The following is a 22726-nucleotide window of genomic DNA, read 5'->3' on the forward strand; positions in this document are numbered from 1 at the left end:
CGGCCCTGGCCGGCTGGGCTGTGTCTTAATGGGCTGTGTCTTGATGGACCCTGTCCGGCGGGGCTCGGTCCTGCGGTGATGACCCGCCCCACCGGCAGGGCCGCGGATTGCAGGGACACGGAATTATTTGAGGAGATCATTGAACTTCGCGACGGCGTCTGCCTGCTTCCCGGCAATCACCGCAAGGTCCGGGTTCAGCAGCTCAATGTCGGCGAGGGACGGCGCACCCTCGGGGACGCCGGCGTCGTCGCGGACCGGAAGGTAGGACTGCGCCACGGCCAGTTCCTGGCCTTCCTTCGAGACCAGGAACTCCACAAACTCGTTGGCGGCGTCCGGGTTCGTCGCATCGGTGAAGACGCCGGCCGGCTGGGAGACGTACGGAACGCCGTCGGCCGGGTAGGACAGGCTGATGGGCGAGCCCTTCGCTGCCAGTTCGCGGGCCACGTAGTCCACCACGATCCCGATCCCCGAGGTGCCGGCGGCCACGGCCTGGCCCACGGGGCCGTTGCTTTCCAGCACCGTCGGTTCGTTAGTGATCAGGTCCTTCAGCCAGTTCTCCCCCAGCGCCGGGGTTTCCAGCCAGACGGCGGTGTTGAACGCGGCGGCACCGGACACGTCCGGGTTCGGCATGGCAATCATGCCCCTGTAGTCCTCCTCGGCCAGTTCGGCCCAGGACTCGGGAGCGTTATCCACCAGTGTGGTGTTGTAGGCGATGACGGTGGGAATGATGCGGGTGCCGACGTAGTAGCCCTCGGCATCGACAACGTCCTGGTTCAGTTCGGCGGTGTTGTCGATGTCCAGGACCTGCAGGTCGCCCTCGGCCGCGTACGCCTCGAAGGTGGGGACGTCGGCGGCGAGGATCACGTCGGCCTGGATGCCGCCGGTCTCCTTCTCGGTGGCGATCCGGGTTTTCAGCTCGCCGGTGCCGGCGCGGAAGACCTCAACGCTGACGTCCGGGTTGACCTTGTTATAGGCGGCGACTACTTCATCGATTTTGGCCTGCGGCTCCGAGGTGTACACCGTGAGCGTGCCGGCGGCGCCGTCCGAACCGGAGGCTGCGGCTGCCGGGGAGTTGTCGGCGCCGTCGGCGCTGCCGCCGCAGGCGGTCAGGAGAGCCAGCGAAGCAAGTGAGACGACGGCGAGGGCAGGGTACTTATAGGCGGGGTACTTATTACGGTGCAGCAACGGGTTCTCCTTGGGACACCGGCAGCAGCGGCTGCTGCCGGTAAGGGTGGCCCGGTGCCCGTGCGGGCTCCGGGAGGGGACGGGTAAAACGGGTGGTGTCCGCGGCCGGGACAGCCCCGGGGAGCGGGGCGGCAATGGGGTGCGCGGCGATGGGGTGTGCGGCGGCCTTGTGGTGGACGGCGGCCCTGCTGAACACCACGGTTCCGGCGGGCCGGAGCGGCACCGGCACGGCGCTGAAGCCGCCCTCGTCCAGCCGGATGACCGAGAGCCAGCTGCTGTCCAGACCCTGCACGGTCTGCGGCGGGGCGAAAAGATCCTGGCCGTAGGACACCGCCGGGCCAGCCCATACGGGCACAGTGCCCAGCCGGCCGGACACCGCATGGTGGTAGTGCCCGCACAGGACAGCGCGGACGTCCGAGCCGGCCAGCACCCCGGCGAGTTCCGCCGGCCGGGCCAGCCCGCGGCCGGCCAGCTGCGGCAGCAGCGAATCCACGGGAGGATGGTGCAAAGCCAGCACGGTGCCGTCGGGGGCAGACTCGGCCAGGACAGCATCCAGCCAGTGCAGCTGTTCCCCCGTGAGCCGGCCCGCAGGCTGTCCGGGGTCGTCCGAATCCAGCGTGACGAGGCGCAGTCCTCCCACAAAGTGCACCTCATTGCCCGGCCCGGGCCCCGTGTCGGTGCGCGAGCCCGTGAACGCTTCCGCCGTCCACGCCCGGGTGCCGGGAACGTCATGGTTACCGGGCAGCACGATCACCGGGCAGCCCAGCTCCCGCCCGGCCCGGGCGAAAAGACCCGCGGCGCCGGCGTAGATATCCCGGCCGGAATCGGCGATGTCGCCGGTGACCACGACGGCGTCGGGCCGGTAGCGGGCGGCGGCGCGCAGGGCCTCGGCGGTGCGCGCCCAGGTGTCCAGGGCTCCAAAGAGCAGCTCACCCGGGGGACGCAGATGAGTGTCGGTGAGGTGGATCAGGGTGTACCCGTTCATGCCGCGGGGAGCACGGTGCCGTGCAGCGCGATGCGGGCGCGGTCCAGCAGGTCCCGGCCCAGGCCGTGCCGCAGCAGGTAGGCAGCGGCACCCGTCTCGCCCTCGAAGGACTCTGCAGCCACGTCCTGCAGCGCTCTGTCCAGAACCTCGTGCGGGCTGGCCAGGTGCAGGCGGACAGCGGTGGCCATTTCCGCGGAATCGGTGATCAGGCCGCCGAGCCGGGCCAGCACCGCCTGCCGGAAGGAATCGGGAAGGGCCGCTTCTGTGCGTGAGTAGTCCTCCACAATGGCGCTGCGGGGAGCCCCCGCGGCGTCAAGCACCAGTGCGATGACCAGTCCGGTGCGGTCTTTCCCGGCAGCACAGTGCACCAGGACCCCGTCGTCAAGGTTCCGGATCACCTCGCCGACGGCGCTGGTGAGCGCCGGGGCGCAGTTCCGCAGCAGAAGCCGGTAGACCGTTTCGATCGGCTCGGAGACGGGGATGCTTCCGCGGTAGAGCGGAACGTTCAGCACCCGCGTTCCAGCGGGAACAATGTCCGGAGCGGCGGCAGCTTCAGCCGGTTCGCGCAGGTCCACCACCGTGGCGATCCGTGCGGCAGCCAGCTCAGCGAGACCGGCGGCGTCAAGGCCGCTCAGGGCGCCGGACCGGAAGAGCAGCCCCCTGCGCAGCCCCGGACCTCCGGTTCCTGCGGCCGCGTCACGAAAATTGAACAGTCCGCCTGCTGAGGGCGGAACGTCTGCAGAAGCCTGCGGACTGGAGGGCAACTCAGTATTCATGGAACCTCTGGGTCGTGCTCGGTTGGGACTCTCCGAGTTCACCCAGCCGAGGTTAATTGGCGGTGAACTCGGGGTGGCAGCCAGGCCAACCCTCTTCGAACACTCCGCCTCCCGGGGTTCTTTTCCGCGCAGTGGCCCGCCCCAGGCCCTGGTTCAGCACCCCCAGCAGCCGGTGTTACCGCCCGAACGGCCCCTCGCCCGCAAACGCGTACTTGGCGAACCGCTCCCCGATCAGCCGGTGCGTGGCGATATCCGGATGCAGCGCGTCCGGCAGCGGATGCTCCGCAGCATCCGCTGCTCCGTAAAGACTCAGTCCGTCCAGGTAGTAAAGGTTCGGGTCCTCGGCCCGGCGCTCCACCAGTGACTCCAACGCCTCGCGGATCACCCGCAGTGTCAGCTGCCCCGCAGCCACCCCGTCCGGCGAGCCGGTGGCGATGAACTTCAGCTGGTCGGTTCCGAATGACGCCGGATCGAAGGCCCCGGGGCCCGGGGTGTCTTCGTGGATGCCGCAGAAAATGGGCGAGATCAGCACCAGCGGCGTCTCCGGATGCCCCTCGCGGATGGTGTCCAGGAACCCGTGCACGGCTGGCACAAACGCACGCAGCCGCATGGAATCCATGTTCACCACGTTGATGCCCAGCTTCACGCTGACCAGATCCGCCGGGGTATCGCGCATCACCTGCGCAGTAAACGGATCGACCAGGGCGCTGCCGCCCAGGCCGAGGTTCTGCAGTTCAACGCCGCCGAGCCGCGCCGCCACCGCAGGCCAGATGCCCGACGGCGACGCAGCGTTGGATCCGTGGCTGATGGAGCTGCCGTGGTGCAGCCAGACCGGCAGACCCGAGGAATAAGGCTCCACCGGCGCATCCGAGTGCAGCTCGACCAGCTCCACCGACTCGTTGTGCGGCAGCCACACCTCCACCTGCTTGGACCCCTCCGGCAGCCGGGGAAATGCGCTGGTATGTGAAGCGCCGTCCACCTGCCGGCTCGCGCCGGTGGACATGTTCACCTCGGTGTACGATCCTCCGGTCAGCTTGTCGCTGTGCAGCAGCTCGCCGTCGACCAGCAGATCCATGGCGCCCCGCGGCCGGTCCGCCCCGAGATAGACCACGCGGGTCGGATGGATGATCACCTCCAGCTGCTCCGCCGTCGTCGTGAACACCAGCCGGACGCCGGAGGGCTGGGACTCGGCCATCATCAGCTGCGGGTCCGGAAACCTGCGGCGCACCTCCGCCGGCAGCCGGTGCGGCCGCAGCCCCCGCACGGTGGTTTCGAGTTCATTTGCTCCGCGGACCAGCGACGGCGTAATGGGCGTAGTAATCATGAAAGGTTAGGCCTCCTAAATTCAGGGTCAATTAAACCTTGGATTTCACGCCCACCCGCCCCGGCGGCCGCGAACGAATTCGCCCTACGGGCAGCAATGTGTTCGCGGGTGGAGTTGTCCAGAGCACGACAGGCCGGTGATTTCCTGCCGGCCGGTAACTTCGCGGCTAGGCTGGCGCTGACGTATCCGCCCGTAGACCACGGGCGGCACACCGCCAGCGCCGCCACGGCGCACCGTTTACAGGGGGAAATACCGCGTGAGTGAACCGACGCAGCCAAACAACAACCCCGGGGACGCCCCCGGGCCCTGGAATCCCGGAGGCCAGGGCCCGGGACAGCAGGGCTCACAGGGCTCGCAGGGTCCCGGCCAGGGCGGGAATTATCCCGGCCCGCCGGCCGGCAACCCCTACCCCGGTCCCCCGGCAGGAAATCCCTATCCCGGCCCTCAGGGCGGCCCAGGCTACCCGGCCCAGCCCGGATATCCAGGACAGCCCGGCCCCGGCTACCCCGGCCAGCCGCAGGGCTACGCCTACCCGGGCAGCCCCTACGGCCAGATGCCTCCCGCCGAGGACCCGCCCCGGCCCAAGCAGGTCAACCAGGCGTTCTGGCTTCTAATCGCCAGCGCCGTCCTGGGACTGATCTCGCTGCCCATCAGCATTGCCTACATGAATTCCCCGGAGTATCTGGAGTACCTGGAAGACGTCTTCGGGGGCATGGGTGCGGAGGTGGACTCGGAATACTTGTCCGCCGCCATCGCGGGCAGCACCGCCTCCTCCATCGTGTCCGGCCTCTTCGGGCTGGCCGTCAGGGTGGGACTGGCCTTCCTGGTCCGATCCGGGTTCAACTGGGCGCGGGTCCTGATCACCATCTTCGCCGTGCTTTCCCTCTTCTCGCTGCTCGGCCTGTTTGTCACCGGACCGCTGGTCGCCGCTCTGTCCCTTGCCGCGATGCTGGCCACGCTCGCCGCCGTCGTGCTGCTGTTCCTGAAGCCTTCCAGCGAGTACTTCGCGCGTAAGAAGGCCTACCGGCAGGCGCAGAAGTTCGGCGGCTACCAGGCATAAGCCTCCGCTGGCCCCCGGACCGGAGATGGGGCAACCAGCTACGTGTCCGGGCCGCCGTCGTCGTCATCACCGCGAAACCCGGTGGACTCGCGCCGAATAATCCGGAAGCCGGCCTTCACCGTCCGCGGCTCGGAATGCTGGCCCTTTTCCGCAATCCGCTCCACCAGCAGGTTCACCGCGGTTTCGGCGATCTCGTCCCGCCCGGGATCCACGGACGTCAGCGACGGCAGCGAGAACCGTCCCTCGTCGATGTTGTCGAAGCCGATGACGGCCACGTCGCCGGGCACGCTGAGGCCCGCCTCCGCCAGCGCGCGCAGGGCGCCCAGGCCGAGGGTGTCGTTCAGGGCAAACACGGCGTCGAACCGCTCGCCCCGGCGGCACAGATCCCGCACCGCAGCCGCTCCGGTGTCCCGGCCCCAGCTGCCGCCGCGCACCACCAGCTCCGGATCGGATTCGATCCCCGCCGCGGCCAGCGCCTGGTGGTAGCCGCGCTCGCGCAGGCTGGCCGAGCTCGCCGCGTCGTCCGAGGCATGCGAGGCCCCCACCAGGGCGATCCGCGACCGGCCGATCTCCAGCAGGTGTTCGACGGCGGCCCGCGCCGAAGACGTGTTGTGCATGGTCACGTGGTCGGTGGGGCCGCCGAAAATCCGCTCCCCCAGCAGCACCAGCGGCTCCTCCATGGTCAGCACATCCACGTCCTCCTGGCCCAGGTCGGCGGGGCTGAACAGCATGCCGTCGACAAACCGCAACGAGCCGCCGGACAGCGCCGCAAGCTCAAGTTTCCGCTCACCGTTGGTCTGTTCGATCAGGACCCGGAGTCCTTGCCGGGCGGCGGCGCGGATCACTGAATCGGCCAGCTCGGCAAAGTAGTTTTCCCGCAGTGAGGGAACCGCCAGCCCGATCACCCCGGTTTTGCCCGACCGCAGTCCCCGGGCGGAAAGATTGGGCCGGTACCCCAGCTCGTCGATGACCCGCCGCACCCGCGACCGGGTTTCCGGCCCGACCTTGGGATTGTCATTGATCACGTTGGACACGGTTTTGATCGACACTCCGGCCATCCGGGCCACGTCGTGCATCGTCGGACTCATGCTGGTGCCCTGACCCTTTCCTGCCCCGCAGCATCTCCGTCCGGGCAATGACCAAATCCTAGCCGCATCCCGGGCCCGCGTTGGCCACGGTGTTCCGCCCCGCCGTCGGGCACAAACCACTTGAGTAAAACGACATCTTTCACTATTTTTCCAAAAACTCTTGACGCCAAAAGCAACTAGGCCTAATGTCCGGTACAACGTTGTACCAACCCGTTCCACCATTCCCCTCCAATGCCCGATCCTGCCCTCAGGCACGGGCACGCAGTGACATTTTGACGACGGAGTCCCTATGCCCAACGCCCGCATCACCCTCGACCCCCACTTCACGGTGGCACCGGTCAGCCGCCGCATCTTTGGCTCCTTCGTGGAGCACCTCGGCCGCGCCGTCTACGACGGCATTTACGAACCCGGCCACCGCGCCGCCAACGCCGACGGCTTCCGCCGCGACGTCATCGACCTGGTGCGGGAACTGGGAGTGTCGACCATCCGCTATCCGGGCGGCAACTTTGTCTCCGGCTACCGCTGGGAGGACGGCGTGGGCCCGCGGGAGGCACGGCCGCGCCGGCTCGACCTCGCCTGGCACTCCACCGAAAGCAACGAGGTGGGCCTCGACGAATTCGCCCGGTGGACCAAGGAGGTCGACGGCGAACTCATGTACGCGGTCAACCTGGGCACACGCGGCGTGCAGGAGGCCCTGGACGTGCTCGAATACGCGAACATCCCCTCCGGCACCACGCTCTCCGACCAGCGCATCGCCAACGGCAGCCCGGAGCCGCACGCCATCCGCATGTGGTGCCTGGGCAACGAAATGGACGGACCGTGGCAGCTCGGCCACGGCACCGCCACCGAATACGGCCGGCTGGCCGCCAAAACCGCGCAGGCCATGCGCCAGATCGATCCCACTCTCGAGCTCGTGGTCTGCGGCAGCTCCGGCGCCGGCATGCCGACCTTCGGCGTGTGGGAGCGCACCGTCCTCGAGGAGACCTACGAGCACGTCGACTTCATTTCCTGCCACGCCTACTACGAACCGCACGACGGCGACGTCGCCAGCTTCCTGGCCTCGGCGGTCAGCATGGACCGGTTCATCGATTCGGTGGTCGCGAGCGCGGACCATGTGAAGGCCGTCCGCCGCAGCGACAAGACCATGTACCTGTCCTTCGACGAATGGAACGTCTGGTACCAGAGCGTGTACAACGACGTCGAGAAGATCACCGATCCGTCCGCGTGGCCGCAGGCGCCGCGCCTGCTGGAGAACGCCTACTCGGCGATGGACGCCGTCGTCGTCGGCAGCCTGCTGATCAGCCTGCTCCGCCACGCCGACCGGGTCACCGCCGCCAGCCTGGCCCAGCTGGTCAATGTGATCGCGCCGATCACCACCGAACCCGGCGGACCGGCCTGGCGGCAGACCACCTTCTATCCGTTCGCGATTACCTCCCGGCTGGCCCGCGGCACCGTCCTGGATCCGAAAATCGACTCCCCGCTGATAGCCACGGACGCCTACGGCGAGGTGCCGATGGTGGACGCCGTCGCCACCCATGACGACGCCGCCGGCACCGCCTCGGTGTTCCTGGTCAACCGCAGCCTCACCGAGACGGTCACCGTCAGCATTGACGCCGGCCCGCTGGGGATCCTGCACGTCCGGAGCGCCGAAACCCTGCACGACGAGGACTTCTCCGCCGGCAACACCCTCGCCGACCAGGACCGGGTGGTCCCCGAACCCAACAAAACCGCCCGCGTGGAGGGCGGAACGGTCACCGTGACCCTTCCGCCCGTGTCGTGGACGGCGCTTGACCTGCACTAGGCACTTTCCAGCCCTACCCCTGAACGAGTTCTCCGGTTCCACCATCACTCATACAAAGGAGTACGCAGTGCGAAAGAGAAAGATCCAGACAAAGAGCCTGCTCGCAGCAGGAATGACGACAACCCTGGCCCTGGCCCTGGTCGCGTGCGGCGGCAACGACGACGACGGCGGCGGCGGCGGGGAAGGTGCGGGCGCCAGCAAAACGAACTGCGCCAATGACATCAAGGTCCAGGACGTTCCCGTGGTCACGTACTGGGGCTGGTTCGAGGACACCGCGCAGACAGTGGACCTCTTCAACGAAAGCAACGACGACGTGCAGATCTGCTGGACCAACGCGGGCCAGGGCGCCGACGCCTACACCAAGCTGTCCACCTCACTGCAGTCCAACTCCGGTGCGCCGGACATTGCCCAGATCGAGTACGACTGGCTGAACAGCTTCCTCATCCAGGGCGGGCTCGTGGACATGACCGAACACGGGATCGAGGAGTACGAGGACAACTTCACCGCCGGCGCCTGGCGCGACGTGTCCAGCGGCGACGGGGTGTACGCGGTGCCGGTCGACCTCGGGCCCGTGGGCATGTGGTACCGGCAGGACATCTTCGACCAGCACGGCATCGCCGTGCCGACCACCTGGGAGGAGTACGCGGCGGCGGCCCAGCAGCTGAGCGCGGCCACCGGCGGAGAGACCCTGATCGGCAACTTCGCGCCCAACGGACAGGGCCAGCACTACGCCTTCCTGGACCAGGCCGGCGCCACGCCCTTCGACTTCGACAACGGCAATCCGACCGACATCAGCATCAACCACAACGACGACGCCAGCAAGAAGGTCTTTGACTACTGGATCGATCTGGTGGATGAGGACCTGGTGGGCACCGACCAGGCCTGGACTCCGGAGTTCAGCACCGCCCTGGGCACCGGCAAGTACGCCACGGCGATCTACCCGGTCTGGTACAACATCCACATCCCGGCGCTGGAAGGCGCTGACTCGGAGGCCGTGTGGCGCGCCGCTCCGATTCCGCAGTGGGACGGGGCCGAGGCCCGGCAGGTGAACTGGGGCGGCAGCACGCTGGCCGTCACGGTACAGGCCGACGACGCCGCCCTCGCCACCCGGGTCGCAGCCGAACTCTACGAATCCCAGGAAACCAAGGAACTCGGCGTCGAGGTGGGCGGCCTCTTCCTCGCCTATCCGGAAATGATCGAGTCCAGCTACTTTCAGGACCGCCCCTACGAGTTCTACGGCGGGCAGCAGCTGAACAAGGAAATCTTCGGTCAGGCTGCCCTGGACTATGAGGGCGTGACGTTCTCGCCGTTCACCCAGTTCTACTACGACGAATCCCAGCGCCTGCTCTCCGAAGCGATCGAAGGCAACATCTCGGCCGAGGAAGCGGCGGATGAGCTGCAGGCCTCACTGGAAACCTACGCCACCGAGCAGGGTTTCACCCTGAAATAAGCTGCCCCGTGCGGGCGGACGGAAACTCCGCCCGCACGGTGGTCATCCCCCGTTTGCGTCCCAAGGAAGAGACACATGTCAGCCAGCACAGCGCTCGAAACGCCGGCCCGTCCCCCGGCCACACCAAAGCGGGGAACCACTCTGGAGCGCAAGACCGCGCGGTTCGGCTGGGTGTTCCTGGCCCCGTTCGCGGTGGTGTTCCTGGTTTTCCTCGTCCTGCCCCTGGGGTACGCCTTCTGGATGAGCCTGCACACCAACACCCTCGCCGGCGGTGAACAGTTCGCCGGCCTGGCGAACTACACCAGGGCGTTCACGGACGAACGCTTCCTGTCCGGCCTGACCCGCGTGGGCGGGTTCGCCCTGGTTTTCGTGCCGCTGCAGATCGGGCTGGCGCTCGTGTTCGCGCTCATCCTCGACGACGTTCGAACCCGGCTGTCCCGTTTCACCCGGCTGATGATCTTCGCTCCCTACGCCATCCCCGGCGTCATCGGCGCCCTGATGTGGGGCTTTCTCTACAGTCCCTCCTTCGGGCCGCTGGTGGGTTTCTTCGATTTCCTGAACGTGCAGGCACCGGACCTGCTGAGCCGGGATTCGATTTTCTGGTCACTGACCAACATCGTCACCTGGCAGTGGACGGGCTACTACATGATCATCATCTACGCGTCGCTGCAGTCCATCGATCCGTCCATCTACGAGGCCGCCCGGATTGACGGGGCCACCCGGCTGCAGACGGCATTGCAGATCAAGATCCCCATTGTCACGTCCTCCCTGGTGCTCACCGGGGTGTTCGCGCTGATTGGCACGCTGCAGTTCTTTACCGAGCCGCAGGTGCTGGCGCCGCTGGCCGGCAACGCGATTGACGCCGCCTACACCCCCAACCTCTATGCCTACAACCTGGCGTTCTCGTACCAGCAGTTCAACTACGCGTCGGCCATTTCCTTCGCGCTGGGACTCATGGTCTTCCTCGCCTCCATCATTTTCCTCATTGCCACCCGCAGGAAGAGCGGACTCAACTGATGACAACTTCACCGGCCCCACTCCTCGACGACGCCGTCACCGCCGCCGGTCCGCGCGGCAAGCGCCGCGCCGCCAAAACCAAACCCCGGCGTGAACGCTCGGTCGGCCTGCATATCCTCCTCGCCGTCGCCTCCCTGTACTTCCTGCTGCCGATGTGGTGGCTCATCGTCGCGGGCACCAAGAGCACCCAGGGCCTGTTTACCGGCAGCGGAGGCCCGCTCTGGTTCGACTCGAACTTTGCCCTGTTCGACAACCTCCAGCAGCTGGCCACCTACAACAACGGCATTTACCTGCGCTGGCTGGGCAATTCCTTCCTGTACGCCATGGCCGGCGGCGTTGGTGCCACGGTGCTGGCTGTGCTGGCCGGCTACGCCTTCGCGAAATACCGGTTCCGGGGACGCACCGTCAGCTTCATGGTGCTCCTGGCCTCGGTGATGGTGCCGGCGACGGCGCTGGTCATCCCGACGTACGTGCTGTTCAACAACCTCGGCCTCACCAACACGGTCTGGGCCGTCATCCTGCCGTCCCTGCTGAGCCCGTTCGGCGTGTACCTCATGCGCGTGTACGTCCAGGACGCCATTCCGGACGAGCTGCTGGACGCAGCCAGAGTGGACGGCTCGGGGAAATCCGGACCTTCTTCACCATCGCCCTGCCGCTCATGCGGCCCGCCGTCGTCACGGTGCTGCTGCTGTCCGTGGTCGGCGGCTGGAACAATTACTTCCTGCCGCTGGCCATGATTTCGGACCAGACCCTGCTGCCGGTCACCGTGGGCCTGAACGCCTGGCAGGTGCAGTCCAACTCCGCCACCGCCAACAGCCTGGTGTGGAATCTGGTGACCAGCGGCTCCCTGGTCTCCGTCATCCCGCTCATCATCGCGTTCCTGATGCTGCAGAAGTACTGGCAGGGCGGGCTCTCGGTGGGAAGCCTCAAATAGCACCAGCCGGTCCGCCGGGCGCTCCGGTGTCCGGCGGGCTCAGCCCTGCGAGTCGGGAGTTTCGATGCTGATCATCCAGCTGGTGCCGAACTTGTCGGTCAGCATGCCAAACAGGTCACCCCACGGCGCCTGTTCGAGCGGCAGTGTCATTTGTCCGCCGTCGAGCAGCTTGTCCCAGTAGCCGCGCAGCTTCTCGCCGTCGTCGCCGCTGAGCGAGATGGAGTAACTGCTGCCCTGATCCAGGTTCATGCTGTTGGGGGTGTCCGAGGCCATGAGCACCAGACCGTTGTCGGTGGTCAGGGAGGAGTGCATGATCTTGTTTCCCTCGGAGGGGTCCTCGCTCATGTTCATGTCCGCGAAGGTGCTGCTCTCCAGGGTTCCGCCGAAGACGCTCTGATAGAACTCCATGGCTTCGCGGGCGTTGTCCCGGAAGCTGAGGTAGGGATTCAGGGTCGTGGACATGATGGTCTCCTTCAATCTCCGGGGATGCGTTTTTGGGTACGCCGCCAGAGTAAAACGCGGCCGGGGATGGAGGAAGAGTCCGCCGGTAGTCCGCGCCCGGGCGGCGGCAGTTCCGGACTCGGCCGGCGGCAGCGTCATGCTGGGCGGGGCAGCCTTTGCGGCGTACCTTACGGCGGTCACGCGCCGAACCCCGCCGCTACTTCTGCAGCGACGAAGACGCCCAGCCCCGCATAAACGGCCCCTGCCACGTAATTCAGCACTGCGCCCGCATACCGTGAACTGCTGAAGCGTGCATGGAAGACCCCCGCCAGCACGCCGACAGTTCCGTACAGCACTACCTCGGACAGCACATTGACAACCCCCAGCATTGCCAGCTGCAGCTCAGCATTCTGTGCGCTGCCAAGAAATTGGGGGAGAACGGCGAGGAAGAACAAGAGCAGCTTGGGATTGGTCAGGCTGACCAGCACACCCCGAAGGTACGGTCGTCCAGCGGAAACGCCCGTGGGTCCGTCGGCCGTGCGGCGGGCATTGCGAACCGTCACGTAGGCGAGCCGCAACAAATAGGAGGCACCAAACACCTTCACTGCATCGAGCAGCACCGGGTGATCCTGAACCACCTTCCCTACGCCGATGACCACTGCCGCGGCATAGATACTCATACCCGTTCCGATGCCGAGAATCGCCTGCAACGCGGACCGGCGGCCACTTTGCAGTCCAACGGCAAGCATGTATGCCATATCGGGCCCGGGCGGGATGAGAAAAAGCAGAATGACCGCCATAAAGCCGGGCAGAACACCGATATCAACCACAGCCCCGCGCTCCTCCCCCAGGTTGTCCAGCGGAGCCGGCGGACATCAGGCTGAACCGGCTAAGACGGTTCTATCAGTCTGCCGTACGGGTGCGCAACCGGCTAAGGTGGTTCCATGCATACCGGGTTTCCTGACTTCCGCCGCGGAAACGTGCTGGCTACCTGCTTCACAGGGACCCTCTCGGAGCGACACGGCGTTGCCGTGGAGCGCATTCCCACCCCGCGGCGGCTTCTCGACTGGCTTGATCTGAACGGCCTCGCGGTCCCGTCCTGCACTGATGAGGAGCTCGACCGTGCCCGGGAATTGAGGGAGTCAATTCACTCCGCCGCGACGGCTGCCGCAGTCCAGGACCCGCTCCCGGCATCGGCCCTTCGCGTCCTCAATGACTGCAGCGCGCAGGGCACAGCTGCGGCCGCCCTGACGCCCGACGGCAACCGGTTCTGGCGGCTGAGCCCGGCCTCCGGCGTCGAAGACGCACTCAGTGTGATCGCCGCCGATGCGATCAGTGTCATTGCCGGTGAACGGGACGGGAAACTGGCCCTCTGTGCATCACCTACCTGCCGGGCCGTCTTCCTTGACACCAGCCAAAGCCGCACCCGCAAATGGTGCGACATGAACACATGCGGAAACCGCCAGAAAAAGGCACGCCTTAAAGCCACCCGGGCGTAGGACCACCCCAAGCACCTCCCTGTTAAAGACGGTAAGCGGCGGCGAATCACGCGCGCGGAGTTCGTTTTCGGCGCCGGAGCCTGCCGCGGGCCACGGCACCGGACCTAGGCTGGGTGAACCTCCGGTTCCCGCCGGGACTTCGCCACGGGATTTCGCCATATCAGGGAGCATCAGCATGTGCACAGGCATTAGGTATACGGACGGCAGCGGCAACCTCTATTTCGCACGCAACCTCGACTGGACCTCCGACTTCGGGGAGCGGGTGGTCCTGACGCCCACTGGGTACGGGACCCGGTCGCCGTTCGGTGCGGTGCCGGACATCAAGCATGCCATCATCGGCATGGGCATCGTGCAGGAGGACACTCCGCTGTACTTCGACTGCGGCAATAACGCGGGACTGGCCGTCGGCGGCCTCAACTTCCCGGGATACGCGCAGTACGCGGACGGTCCGGTGGAGGGCAAGACGAACATCGCCGCGTTCGAGTTTCCGCTGTGGGTGGCGTCCCAGTTCGCGTCCGTGGACGAGGTCGAGGCCGCCCTGGAGAACGTGGCTATTGTGGACCGGCCAATCAACGAGAGATATCCCAGTTCGATGCTGCACTGGCTCATCGGCGACTCGCAGCGCGCCATTGTGGTGGAGTACACGAGCGCGGGCATGCAGGTCTTCCATGACGACGTCGATGTCCTCGCCAACCAGCCCGGCTTCAGCTGGCACCACGAGAACCTGCGCAACTACATGAACACGTCGCCGGACTTCCCCGAGGAAGTGGTGCTCAACCAGGCGCATCTGGTGCCGTTCGGATCCGGCTCACTGATGCGCGGCATTCCCGGGGACTACTACTCGCCGTCCCGGTTTGTCCGGGCCGCCTACGTCCACGCGCACTACCCGGACCAGACGACCGAGGAGGAGAACGTCAGCCGCGCCTTCCACACCCTGCAGCAGGTCGCGATGGTGGAGGGCAGCGCGGCCATGGGTTCGGGGGAATATGAGAAGACCACCTACACCGGGCTCTTCTCGTCCCGGACGAACACATATTACTGGAATACCTACGAGGACCCTGCGGTCCACAGCGTCGCCATGGCCGACCACAAGGCCGACGGAACGGAGCTGGTGGTCGTCTGACCTGGGGTAACCGGGCGGGGGACGCCCGCCCGGAATGCCCGGCTCAGATAGCGCCCTTGCGCCGGTCGCCCCGCACTGCGAACCGCTGCTGCAGCAGCACCGCCAGCACGATGATCGCGCCCTTGGCCACCTGCTGCACCGAGGTGTCCAGGTTGTTCTGCGTGAACACGTTGGTGAGGGTGCTGAACAGCAGCACGCCCAGCACGGTGCCCACGATGGTTCCGCGGCCGCCGACCAGCAGGGTGCCGCCGACGACGACGGCGGCAATCGCGTCCAGCTCATACAGCAGCCCGTGCGTGGAGGTGCCGGCCGTGGTGCGGCCCATCATCATGATCCCGGCGATCGCCGCGGTGGTGCCGGAGAGGATGTACAGCCACACGATGTGCCGCCGCACCTTGATGCCGGCCAGCCGGGCGGCCTCGATGTTTCCGCCGATCGCCACCGTGCGCCGGCCAAAGGTGGTGCGGTTGAGCAGGAACCAGCCGGCCGCGGCCACCAGCGCGAAGATCCAGATCAGCAGCGGCACCCCCAGCACGTTTGAGCGCAGTACAGCGAGGAAGTCCCGGTTGGTGACGATCTGCGTGCTGCGCCCGGAAATCAGTTCGGCCGTGCCGCGGGCCGCCACCAGCATGGCCAGGGTGGCAATGAACGCGGCCACGTTGCCGTAGGCGATGATGACGCCGTTAATCAGCCCCGCGGTGATGCCGACCGCGAGCGCCACGGCCACCATGAGCAGCCAGGTGCTGTCGGCGGCGGCGCGCTGCACCACGGCCAGACTGGCCACCACGCTGGTCAGGCCCATCACCGAGCCGACGGACAGGTCGATGCCGCCGGCGGTGATGACAAAGGTGACCCCCACGCTGATCACGCCAATGATCGAGGCGTAGCGCAGGATGGTCAGCATGTTGTCCATGTTCAGGAACCGGTCCCCGCTGGTCACCGCGCCCACGATGAACAGCGCCAGCAAAGCGATCACCAGCCCCAGGCTCCGCCCGGCGGACCCGCCCAGCACCTGCCGCAGCGGCCGGGTGCGGGATGGCCCGACGGCGTCGGCACCTCCCGCGGCCGGCTGCAGCGCCGTCGTGTTCTGCTCACTCACTGCGCACTTCCTTTCAGTACCAGGTCCAGCACGGCGTGCTCGTCCAGGCCGGCGGCGTCGCTGACGGCCAGGGTGCGGCCGGCGTCGAGCACCAGGACCCTGTCCGCCAGCCCGATAACTTCCTCAATTTCGCTGGAGACCACCACGATGGCCACGCCGCGGGCGGCGAGACCGCGGATCAGCGCATAAATCTCGGTTTTGGCTCCCACATCCACGCCGCGGGTGGGTTCATCCAGCAGCAGCACCCGGGTGCCGTGGATCAGCCAGCGGGCCAGCAGCACCTTTTGCTGGTTGCCGCCGGACAGGGTGTGGGCCGGGCGGTCCGGATCCTGCGGATCCACCTGCAGCGCCGTCATCTGCTCCCGGGCCGCATCCTTTTCCCGGCGCACGTTGAGCAGCCCGCGCCGCGCGAACCGCGCGAAGGTGGAGAGGGTGGCGTTCAGGTAAACCGGTTCCTCCAGCAGCAGGCCCTGGCTCTTGCGTTCCTCCGGGGAAAGCCCGACGCCGGCGGTTACGGCGGCGCGCACGGAACCGGGCCGCAGCTCCCGGCCGTCGACGCTCACCGTTCCGGCGGTGGCCTTGCGCGCCCCGTACATCGTTTCCAGGATCTCGGACCGGCCGGACCCCACCAGCCCGGCGAGCCCGAGGATTTCCCCGGCGTGCACCGTGAAGCTCACGTCCGCAAAGGACCCGGCCAGCCCCAGGCCCTGCACCTGAAGCAGCACCGGAGCCGCGGACGGGTCCGCACCGCGCTGCGGAAACACGTTGGCGACGTCCCGTCCGGTCATCAACCGCACCAGGTCCGCGCGGCGGGCGTCGGCAGCCGGCAGCGAGGATGCCGTGCTGTAGCCGTCCTTGAGCACCGAGATGCGGCTGCCGATCTGCCGGATCTCCTCCAGCCGGTGGGAGATGTAGACGACGGCAATATTCTGGGCGGTCAGTTCCCGGATCACCCGGAACAGGTTCGCCACCTCCGCCGAGTCCAGGATGGCGCTGGGCTCGTCCATGATGATGAGCCGGGCGTTGCGGGACAGCGCCCGGGCCAGGCTGACGATCTGCTTGCTGGCCGCCGGCGAGTCCTCCCACTTCGGCTCCGGGCGGCAGATCGGCGTGGCCCAGCCGCGCCAGCAGTTCGCGCGCCCGCCGCCGGGCGTCCTTGACGCGCAGCACTCCCCCGCGGGCATCCTCGTGGCCCAGGAAAATGTTCTCGGTGACGTTCAGCCCGTCCACCACATCCAGTTCCTGGTACATGGTGGCGATGCCCAGCTCCAGCGCCGCCGTGGGGCTGGCCAGCCGGACGGGCTGCCCGTCCCAGCGGATCTCGCCGCCGTCGGGCTGGTGGACCCCGGAGAGTGCCTTGATCAGGGTGGATTTGCCGGCGCCGTTCTGGCCCAGGATGCAGTGCACTTCACCGGGCAGCACCTCAAGGTTCACGTCCTTGAGCGCCCGCACCCCGGCGAAACTCTTGCTCAGGTTCCGGACGTCAAGCAGCGGTGGTACGCGGACGGCTCCGGCGCTGGCGGCTTCCATGCCGGGGAGCATACACACTTGTGGCGGGCATCAGTAGGATGCTGGCGATTCTTCCCCGCACGTCTGTTACTGTGGCGGCCATCACAAAGAGGTGCACGGCGGAAAGGGGCTGCCGGCTGCGTCTCTTCGCGGCACAGCAATCACCTTCGGAGGAGACATCCATGCAGACAGCACGCGCAACCGGCCGCAAACAGCTCCTGAAAACCGCGGCGCTCATCGCCGCCGGCGGACTCGTCCTCACCGCCTGTTCCCCCGGCGATGAATCCAACAGCGAACCGACCAACAACTCCGTGGAAGGCAACCAGGCCGAGGGTGAAACCGCCGTCATCGGCTTCTCCGGCCCCGCCCAAGACCACGGCTGGCTCGGCGCCATCAACTCCGCGGCCCTCGCCGAAGCCGAGAAATATCCGGACATCGAGCTGCGCGTCGCCGAGGGCACCAATGACGCCAACCTGCAGATCAGCCAGGTGGAGCAGTTCATCAACGACCAGGTGGACGCCATAGTGCTGCTGCCCACCGACGGTGCCGCCCTGACCGAGGTGGCAACCCGGGCCATGGAAGCGGGCATCCCCGTGGTCAATGTGGACCGGGAGTTCTCCAGCCCGTTCGCGGCCCGCACCACCGTGCTCGGCGACAACTACGGCATGGGCGTCAGCGCCGGCACGTACATCTGCGAGCAGGTGGGCGACCAGCCCGACGCCGTCGTGGCCGAAATCGCCGGTGTCGATTCGCTGCCGCTCACCCAGGACCGCAGCCAGGGGTTCGAGGACGCGCTGGAAGGCTGCGGGCTGGAGGTCAGCAACCGGGTGGCCGCGGATTTCACGGTCCAGGGCGGGGAGGCCGCAACCTCCCAGCTGCTCTCGGCCGCACCGGAAATCGACGCGCTGTGGAACCACGACGACGACCAGGGCATCGGCGTCCTCGCGGCCATCGACGCTGCCGGCCGCGATGAATTCATCATGGTCGGCGGCGCCGGGTCGGCCAACGCCATGCGGGAAATCCAGTCCGGCGAAGGCGTCCTGCAGGCCACGATCATTTATCCGCACACCCAGGCCGCCGACGGAATCCGGCTCGCCCGGCTACTGGTTCAGGACAAGGCCATGAGCGACCTGGTGGAAATCGAAGTGCCCAACCGGGTGGTCCTGAACGCCCCGGTGGTCACGAGCGAAAACGTGGAGGAGTACCTGCCCACCGCGTTCGAGTCCTGACCGGAAAGCGAAGCGAAAAGGCGGCGGCGCCGCCGGGAGCATGACGTTCCCGGCGGCGCCGCCGCTTCGTTGGTTCCTAGGCGCCGGCGGCGCGCGCCGCGCGGTTGGCTGCCGCTGCGGCACGGACGAGAACTCCTGTTTCGACGACCAGTGCCAGGAAAGCCGCGCCGATGCCCCACCCGCCGCCTGCCGCCATCTGTACCGCCACGGCACCCAGCACCCCCGCACCGGCCACAAGCCACATGTTTTTCAGCACCGGAAGTGCTGCCCGGTGCCCGGCCGTCCATGCTTCCTCCGAAGCCTTCGTGTGCCGGGTGCGGATGCCTGCGGACCCGTTCATGCCGATCAGGCCGTCCGCAGCCTGGCGGGTGACGCCAACGCAGAGGCCCGGCAGGAACACCAAGACGAACAGGAGCGGAATCAGCCCGCCGATTTCCTCAGACATGGGTCTCTCCTCCGCTGCTCCACGCCGCTCGGACCGGTAGCTTCTTTTCCCCCAATGTCATGCTCCCGAATCTATCGAAGTTCCCGGACGCGTGCGGGACGGATGTCTTTCCTCCTGCGAGCGACGGAAGGTCCCGGCCGGATTGCTAGATGATCTTCAACGGCGTTGTTAGCCTCGCAGCATGATCGAACAGAAACCACATGGCCGGTGGCGCCGCATGACGGACTGGGCCGGGCTCACCGAACCGGGTAAAATAGCAGCGCCCATGCGGCCCGGATTCGCGGCGTTTTTTGCGGTCCTCTTCCTTCTCCTGGGAATCGTTTGGCTGGTTCTGTCCGGCATGAGCGACTCTGCCCAGTCCCGTACCTTCAACCTGGTAAGCGGCGTCTTCTTCGTCCTGGTATCAGCGGGCTATCTGGTGGCCTGGCTGCGGGCCAAGAGATAACCCCAGTAGGATTCTGCGGTGCACACCTGCGCTCGGTACCTCAGCCAGCCGTCCAGTGCCGTTTCGCATCTGGGACAGGATTCGCCTCAGCTATGGCGTCGCTGCTCTCCAGATCCAAAGAGGCCAGGTCTTTGACGAACCAGCAGTACTGCTCATCTCCGCCCGCTCCGCTGCGGTGCAGCCGGACGTAACCGGCCCGGAGAGCCACAGCAACTGACGGCCTGTTGCCGGCTTCAGTCCGAATGACCGCCCGCACGGCACCCATGCCCCGCCGCGTACCTCCCAGCGAGGCTCACCGCCCGGATGGCGAGGCCCTGCCCCGCCACTCCGGATGCGCCATGCACCGCCGGATGTAGTCTTCAACGCTGCGGCGCGTACCGATGCCGCCGCTGAGCCAGCGCACCAGCTCGGTGTCCTCGCCGGCGAGGTGGGGTACGACGTCGGTCAGGTCCAACGGGGAGAGCCGGACCACACCCTCGGTCAGGTCCACCGGCTGGCGGTGTCGGAAGTTCAACGCCCCGGAGCTACCGCGCGCTCCGGCGGCGGCTGAAGCCGAACGCCACCGCGAGCAGCAGCACCAGGCCCTTGATGACCTGCTGCCAGGCTGTATCCACGGAGAGGATGGACAGGCCCTGGTTCAGCACGCCCATCACCAGGCCGCCGATCACCGCACCAATGACCGTTCCCACCCCGCCCTGCACCGAGGCCCCGCCGATGAACACGGCCGCAATGGCGTCCAGCTCGTAGCCGCTGCCGGCCGAGGACACGGCGCCGCCGGCCCGGGCGGTGGCGACGACGCCGGCCAGCCCGGCCAGGAACCCCATGTTCACGAAGATGAAGAAGTTCACCCACCGGGTTTTCACCCCGGACATCATGGCGGCGTTCAGGTTCCCGCCCATGGCGTAAATATGCCGGCCAAACACGGTGCGGGTGAGCAGGAAGGAGTACGCCAGCACGAGCACGGCCAGGATGATCAGGATGATCGGAGTGCCCCGGTTGAACGCCAGCAGATAGCACAGGTACATGATGGCGACCACGGCAACACCGATCTTGAACCAGAAGGACAGCGCCCCTTCGAGGGGCAGGCCCAGGCGCCGCAGATCAGCCCGGGACCTCAGCTGCTGCACGACCACCGCGGCCGAGGCCACGGCTCCGATGCCCAGCGTGATGAGGTCGGGGGTGCCGGTGGTGGGCAGGGTTCCGGAGCCGATGGCCACATACGGGCGGGGCAGGCCGCTGACCGTGCCGCCGGAGAGCAGCACCAGGGCCAGGCCGCGGAAAATCAGCATCCCCGCCAGCGTCACGATGAACGCCGGTATCCCCACGAACGCCACCCAAAATCCCTGCCACGCACCAATCAGGGCGCCGACGGCGAGGGCCAGGACAACGGCACCCCACCAGGGCAGGCCCCAGCTGTTCATGGACAGCGCGGCCACGCCGCCCACCAGGGCCACCACGGATCCCACGGACAGGTCGATATGCCCGGCGATAATCACCATGACCATGCCGATCGCCAGGATCAGCACGTAGGCGTTCTGCTGGATCAGGTTGGACACGTTCCCCGGATACAGCAGTCGGCCGCCGGTGAGGATCTGGAACAGCACGATGATGACGACGAGTGAGGCGAGGATCCCGTATTGCCTCACGTCCACGCGCAGGCGCCGTTTCGACGTCGACGGGTTGGGCGGAACCGGCGCCTTGGCTTGTTCTGGAGTAGTGGTGGTCACGGTGCTTGTGCTCCTTGGGTCCGGGCGGCGGTCATGTGGCGCATCAGTTCTTCCTGGGTGGCCTCGGCGCGGGGCACCTCGGCGGTGAGCCGGCCTTCGGCGATGGTGTAGATGCGGTCGGCGAGTCCGATCAGTTCGGGCAGCTCGCTGGAAATGACAATGACGGCTTTGCCCTGGGCCGCCATCTCGTTGACGATTCCGTAAATTTCAAACTTGGCGCCGACGTCGATGCCGCGGGTCGGTTCGTCCAGGATCAGCACGTCGGGTCCGGAGTAGATCCACTTGCTGAGCACGACTTTCTGCTGGTTTCCGCCGGAGAGGTTGCCGACGAGCGAGGACACCGTGGGCGTCTTGATGTTCATCTGCTGCCGGTAGTCGTCGGCGACGGCGTATTCCCGGTTGCGGTCGATGATGCCCAGCCGTGCGAGTTTCCCCAGCGCGGCCGCGGTGACGTTGACCGCCACGCTGCCGATCAGGTTCAGCCCGTACCGCTTGCGGTCCTCGCTGACGTAGGCGATGCCGTTGCGGATCGCCTCGCCCACGGTGCGGGTGCGGATCTCGGTGCCGTCCTTATAGACCCGGCCGGAGATGCCGCTGCCGTAGGAGCGGCCGAAAATGCTCATCGCCAGTTCGGTGCGCCCGGCGCCCATCAGGCCCGCGAAGCCCACGATCTCGCCGGCGTTGACGACAAAGGAGGCGTTGTCGACGACCACGCGGTCCACGTCGATCGGATGGTGCACGGTCCAGTCTTCGACCCGGAACTTCTCGCCGCCGATCTGCGCGTCGCGGGGCGGAAACTGGGAATCCAGCGGCCGGCCCACCATCGCGCGGATGATCCGGGTTTCAATGTCGTCAGTGTCCTCGACGGGAAACGTCTCAATGGTCCGTCCGTCGCGCAGGACCGTGACGGTGTCGGCGATGGCGCGGATTTCGTTGAGCTTATGGGAAATGATGATCGAGGTGATGCCCTGCCCGCGGAGCTGGTCGATCAGCCCCAGCAGGTGGGCCGAGTCGCCGTCGTTCAGTGCCGCCGTCGGTTCATCCAGGATCAGGAGCTTCACCTCCTTGGACAGGGCCTTGGCGATTTCCACCAGCTGCTGCTTGCCGACCCCGAGTTCCAGGATTTTGGTGGCCGGGCTTTCGTCCAGCCCCACCCGCTCGAGCAGCGCCGCGGCCTGCAGGTTGGTTTGGTTCCAGTCGATGACGCCGCCGCGGGACACCTCATTGCCCAGGAAAATGTTCTCGGCGACGGACAGGTACGGGCTCAGCGCGAGTTCCTGGTGGATGATCACGATCCCGTCCCGCTCGCTGTCATTGATCGACCCGTAGGACACGGCCCTGCCGTCCAGGGTGAGGGTGCCCTCGAAGCTGCCGTGCGGATAGACGCCGCTGAGCACCTTCATCAGCGTGGACTTGCCGGCCCCGTTCTCACCGCAGATGGCGTGCACACCGCCGCGCTCGACGTCCACCGATACGCCGTCGAGCGCTTTGATGCCGTTGAATTCCTTGACGATGCCGTCCATGGAAAGGATGACGTCATTCATGCCGTTCTCGTTTCGGTACAGGGAGAAAGCGGGGCGCGTGCTGCC

General features: G+C 66.9%; 24 protein-coding genes. 10 read left to right on the forward strand and 14 right to left on the reverse strand.

Annotation, left to right across the window (positions count from 1 at the left end; all coding sequences use genetic code 11):
- Window positions 1-123: 123 nt before the first annotated feature.
- The 4 genes from OL239_RS16840 to OL239_RS16855 form a co-directional block, all read right to left on the reverse strand.
- Window positions 124-1185: an ABC transporter substrate-binding protein gene (locus OL239_RS16840; RefSeq protein ID WP_268909867.1), complete on the reverse strand. Its 1062-nt coding sequence runs from the start codon at window positions 1183-1185 to the stop codon at window positions 124-126.
- Complete coding sequence (locus OL239_RS16845) at window positions 1172-2170, reverse strand: metallophosphoesterase (RefSeq protein ID WP_268909868.1); 999 nt, start codon at window positions 2168-2170, stop codon at window positions 1172-1174. Before OL239_RS16845 ends, OL239_RS16840 begins: the two co-directional genes overlap by 14 nt.
- Complete coding sequence (locus OL239_RS16850; protein ID WP_268909869.1) at window positions 2167-2946, reverse strand: tyrosine-protein phosphatase; 780 nt, start codon at window positions 2944-2946, stop codon at window positions 2167-2169. Before OL239_RS16850 ends, OL239_RS16845 begins: the two co-directional genes overlap by 4 nt.
- 175 nt (window positions 2947-3121) lie before the next feature.
- Window positions 3122-4270: a GDSL-type esterase/lipase family protein gene (locus OL239_RS16855; RefSeq protein WP_268909870.1), complete on the reverse strand. Its 1149-nt coding sequence runs from the start codon at window positions 4268-4270 to the stop codon at window positions 3122-3124.
- A gap of 256 nt (window positions 4271-4526) precedes the next feature.
- Here OL239_RS16855 and OL239_RS16860 point away from each other — a divergent pair, with 256 nt between their 5' ends.
- Window positions 4527-5330, forward strand: a complete 804-nt coding sequence (locus OL239_RS16860) for a hypothetical protein (RefSeq protein ID WP_268909871.1) — start codon at window positions 4527-4529, stop codon at window positions 5328-5330.
- Between the two features lie 38 nt (window positions 5331-5368).
- Here the strand turns inward: OL239_RS16860 and OL239_RS16865 are convergent, their stop codons facing one another.
- A complete protein-coding gene (locus OL239_RS16865; protein ID WP_268909872.1) occupies window positions 5369-6418 on the reverse strand; it encodes a LacI family DNA-binding transcriptional regulator in 1050 nt (349 codons plus the stop codon).
- 289 nt (window positions 6419-6707) lie between these two features.
- On the opposite strand from OL239_RS16865, the gene arfA reads away from it, so the two are divergent.
- The 5 genes from arfA (at window position 6708) to OL239_RS16890 (ending at window position 11620) form a co-directional block, all read left to right on the forward strand.
- Window positions 6708-8219 (forward strand): arabinosylfuranosidase ArfA, encoded by a 1512-nt coding sequence (arfA, locus tag OL239_RS16870; protein ID WP_268909873.1) that lies wholly within the window; start codon window positions 6708-6710, stop codon window positions 8217-8219.
- Window positions 8220-8286: 67 nt separating this feature from the next.
- Complete coding sequence (locus tag OL239_RS16875; protein ID WP_268909874.1) at window positions 8287-9669, forward strand: ABC transporter substrate-binding protein; 1383 nt, start codon at window positions 8287-8289, stop codon at window positions 9667-9669.
- Window positions 9670-9744: 75 nt separating this feature from the next.
- Window positions 9745-10686 carry a carbohydrate ABC transporter permease gene (locus OL239_RS16880; RefSeq protein WP_268909875.1) on the forward strand — a complete coding sequence of 314 codons (942 nt, stop codon included), beginning with the start codon at window positions 9745-9747 and terminating at the stop codon, window positions 10684-10686.
- Complete coding sequence (locus tag OL239_RS16885; RefSeq protein ID WP_268909876.1) at window positions 10686-11423, forward strand: carbohydrate ABC transporter permease; 738 nt, start codon at window positions 10686-10688, stop codon at window positions 11421-11423. The genes OL239_RS16880 and OL239_RS16885 overlap by 1 nt, the downstream gene beginning before the upstream one ends.
- Window positions 11420-11620, forward strand: a complete 201-nt coding sequence (locus tag OL239_RS16890; RefSeq protein ID WP_329609266.1) for a hypothetical protein — start codon at window positions 11420-11422, stop codon at window positions 11618-11620. Before OL239_RS16885 ends, OL239_RS16890 begins: the two co-directional genes overlap by 4 nt.
- A gap of 39 nt (window positions 11621-11659) precedes the next feature.
- Here OL239_RS16890 and OL239_RS16895 read toward each other — a convergent pair whose 3' ends face one another.
- Entirely contained in the window at window positions 11660-12082 is a 423-nt protein-coding gene (locus tag OL239_RS16895; protein ID WP_268909878.1) for a VOC family protein, read from the reverse strand.
- A gap of 176 nt (window positions 12083-12258) precedes the next feature.
- The gene (locus OL239_RS16900; protein WP_268909879.1) at window positions 12259-12891 is read right to left on the reverse strand and encodes a LysE family translocator; all 633 of its coding nucleotides are present in this window, start codon (window positions 12889-12891) and stop codon (window positions 12259-12261) included.
- A 114-nt stretch (window positions 12892-13005) separates the two neighbouring features.
- Here OL239_RS16900 and OL239_RS16905 point away from each other — a divergent pair, with 114 nt between their 5' ends.
- Both OL239_RS16905 and bsh read left to right on the forward strand, forming a co-directional pair.
- The gene (locus tag OL239_RS16905) at window positions 13006-13560 is read left to right on the forward strand and encodes a CGNR zinc finger domain-containing protein (RefSeq protein ID WP_268909880.1); all 555 of its coding nucleotides are present in this window, start codon (window positions 13006-13008) and stop codon (window positions 13558-13560) included.
- Window positions 13561-13735: 175 nt separating this feature from the next.
- Window positions 13736-14683 (forward strand): choloylglycine hydrolase, encoded by a 948-nt coding sequence (bsh, locus tag OL239_RS16910; RefSeq protein WP_268909881.1) that lies wholly within the window; start codon window positions 13736-13738, stop codon window positions 14681-14683.
- Window positions 14684-14726: 43 nt separating this feature from the next.
- On the opposite strand, the gene OL239_RS16915 is transcribed toward bsh, so the two are convergent.
- The 3 genes from OL239_RS16915 to OL239_RS20320 are packed head-to-tail and all read right to left on the reverse strand — an operon-like array spanning window position 14727 to window position 17324.
- Window positions 14727-15782: an ABC transporter permease gene (locus OL239_RS16915; RefSeq protein WP_442864169.1), complete on the reverse strand. Its 1056-nt coding sequence runs from the start codon at window positions 15780-15782 to the stop codon at window positions 14727-14729.
- Window positions 15779-16123 carry an ATP-binding cassette domain-containing protein gene (locus OL239_RS20315; RefSeq protein WP_442864316.1) on the reverse strand — a complete coding sequence of 115 codons (345 nt, stop codon included), beginning with the start codon at window positions 16121-16123 and terminating at the stop codon, window positions 15779-15781. The genes OL239_RS16915 and OL239_RS20315 overlap by 4 nt, the downstream gene beginning before the upstream one ends.
- A complete protein-coding gene (locus OL239_RS20320; RefSeq protein WP_442864317.1) occupies window positions 16011-17324 on the reverse strand; it encodes an ATP-binding cassette domain-containing protein in 1314 nt (437 codons plus the stop codon). The genes OL239_RS20315 and OL239_RS20320 overlap by 113 nt, the downstream gene beginning before the upstream one ends.
- A gap of 149 nt (window positions 17325-17473) precedes the next feature.
- Here OL239_RS20320 and OL239_RS16925 point away from each other — a divergent pair, with 149 nt between their 5' ends.
- Window positions 17474-18520 (forward strand): substrate-binding domain-containing protein, encoded by a 1047-nt coding sequence (locus OL239_RS16925; protein ID WP_268909882.1) that lies wholly within the window; start codon window positions 17474-17476, stop codon window positions 18518-18520.
- Between the two features lie 76 nt (window positions 18521-18596).
- On the opposite strand, the gene OL239_RS16930 is transcribed toward OL239_RS16925, so the two are convergent.
- Complete coding sequence (locus OL239_RS16930) at window positions 18597-18965, reverse strand: SdpI family protein (RefSeq protein ID WP_268909883.1); 369 nt, start codon at window positions 18963-18965, stop codon at window positions 18597-18599.
- Between the two features lie 181 nt (window positions 18966-19146).
- On the opposite strand from OL239_RS16930, the gene OL239_RS16935 reads away from it, so the two are divergent.
- Window positions 19147-19410 carry a hypothetical protein gene (locus OL239_RS16935; RefSeq protein WP_268909884.1) on the forward strand — a complete coding sequence of 88 codons (264 nt, stop codon included), beginning with the start codon at window positions 19147-19149 and terminating at the stop codon, window positions 19408-19410.
- Between the two features lie 292 nt (window positions 19411-19702).
- On the opposite strand, the gene OL239_RS16940 is transcribed toward OL239_RS16935, so the two are convergent.
- From OL239_RS16940 to mmsA, 3 genes are read right to left on the reverse strand one after another with little or no spacing between them, the layout of a single operon-like run.
- Window positions 19703-19924 carry a hypothetical protein gene (locus OL239_RS16940; RefSeq protein WP_268909885.1) on the reverse strand — a complete coding sequence of 74 codons (222 nt, stop codon included), beginning with the start codon at window positions 19922-19924 and terminating at the stop codon, window positions 19703-19705.
- Window positions 19925-19934: 10 nt separating this feature from the next.
- Complete coding sequence (mmsB, locus tag OL239_RS16945; RefSeq protein ID WP_442864170.1) at window positions 19935-21137, reverse strand: multiple monosaccharide ABC transporter permease; 1203 nt, start codon at window positions 21135-21137, stop codon at window positions 19935-19937.
- Window positions 21134-22681, reverse strand: a complete 1548-nt coding sequence (mmsA, locus tag OL239_RS16950) for a multiple monosaccharide ABC transporter ATP-binding protein (protein ID WP_268909886.1) — start codon at window positions 22679-22681, stop codon at window positions 21134-21136. Before mmsA ends, mmsB begins: the two co-directional genes overlap by 4 nt.
- Between the last annotated feature and the right edge of the window lie 45 nt (window positions 22682-22726).

This window comes from Arthrobacter sp. ATA002 (assembly GCF_026898095.1).
In the GTDB taxonomy this organism is placed as follows: Bacteria; Actinomycetota; Actinomycetes; order Actinomycetales; family Micrococcaceae; genus Arthrobacter_B.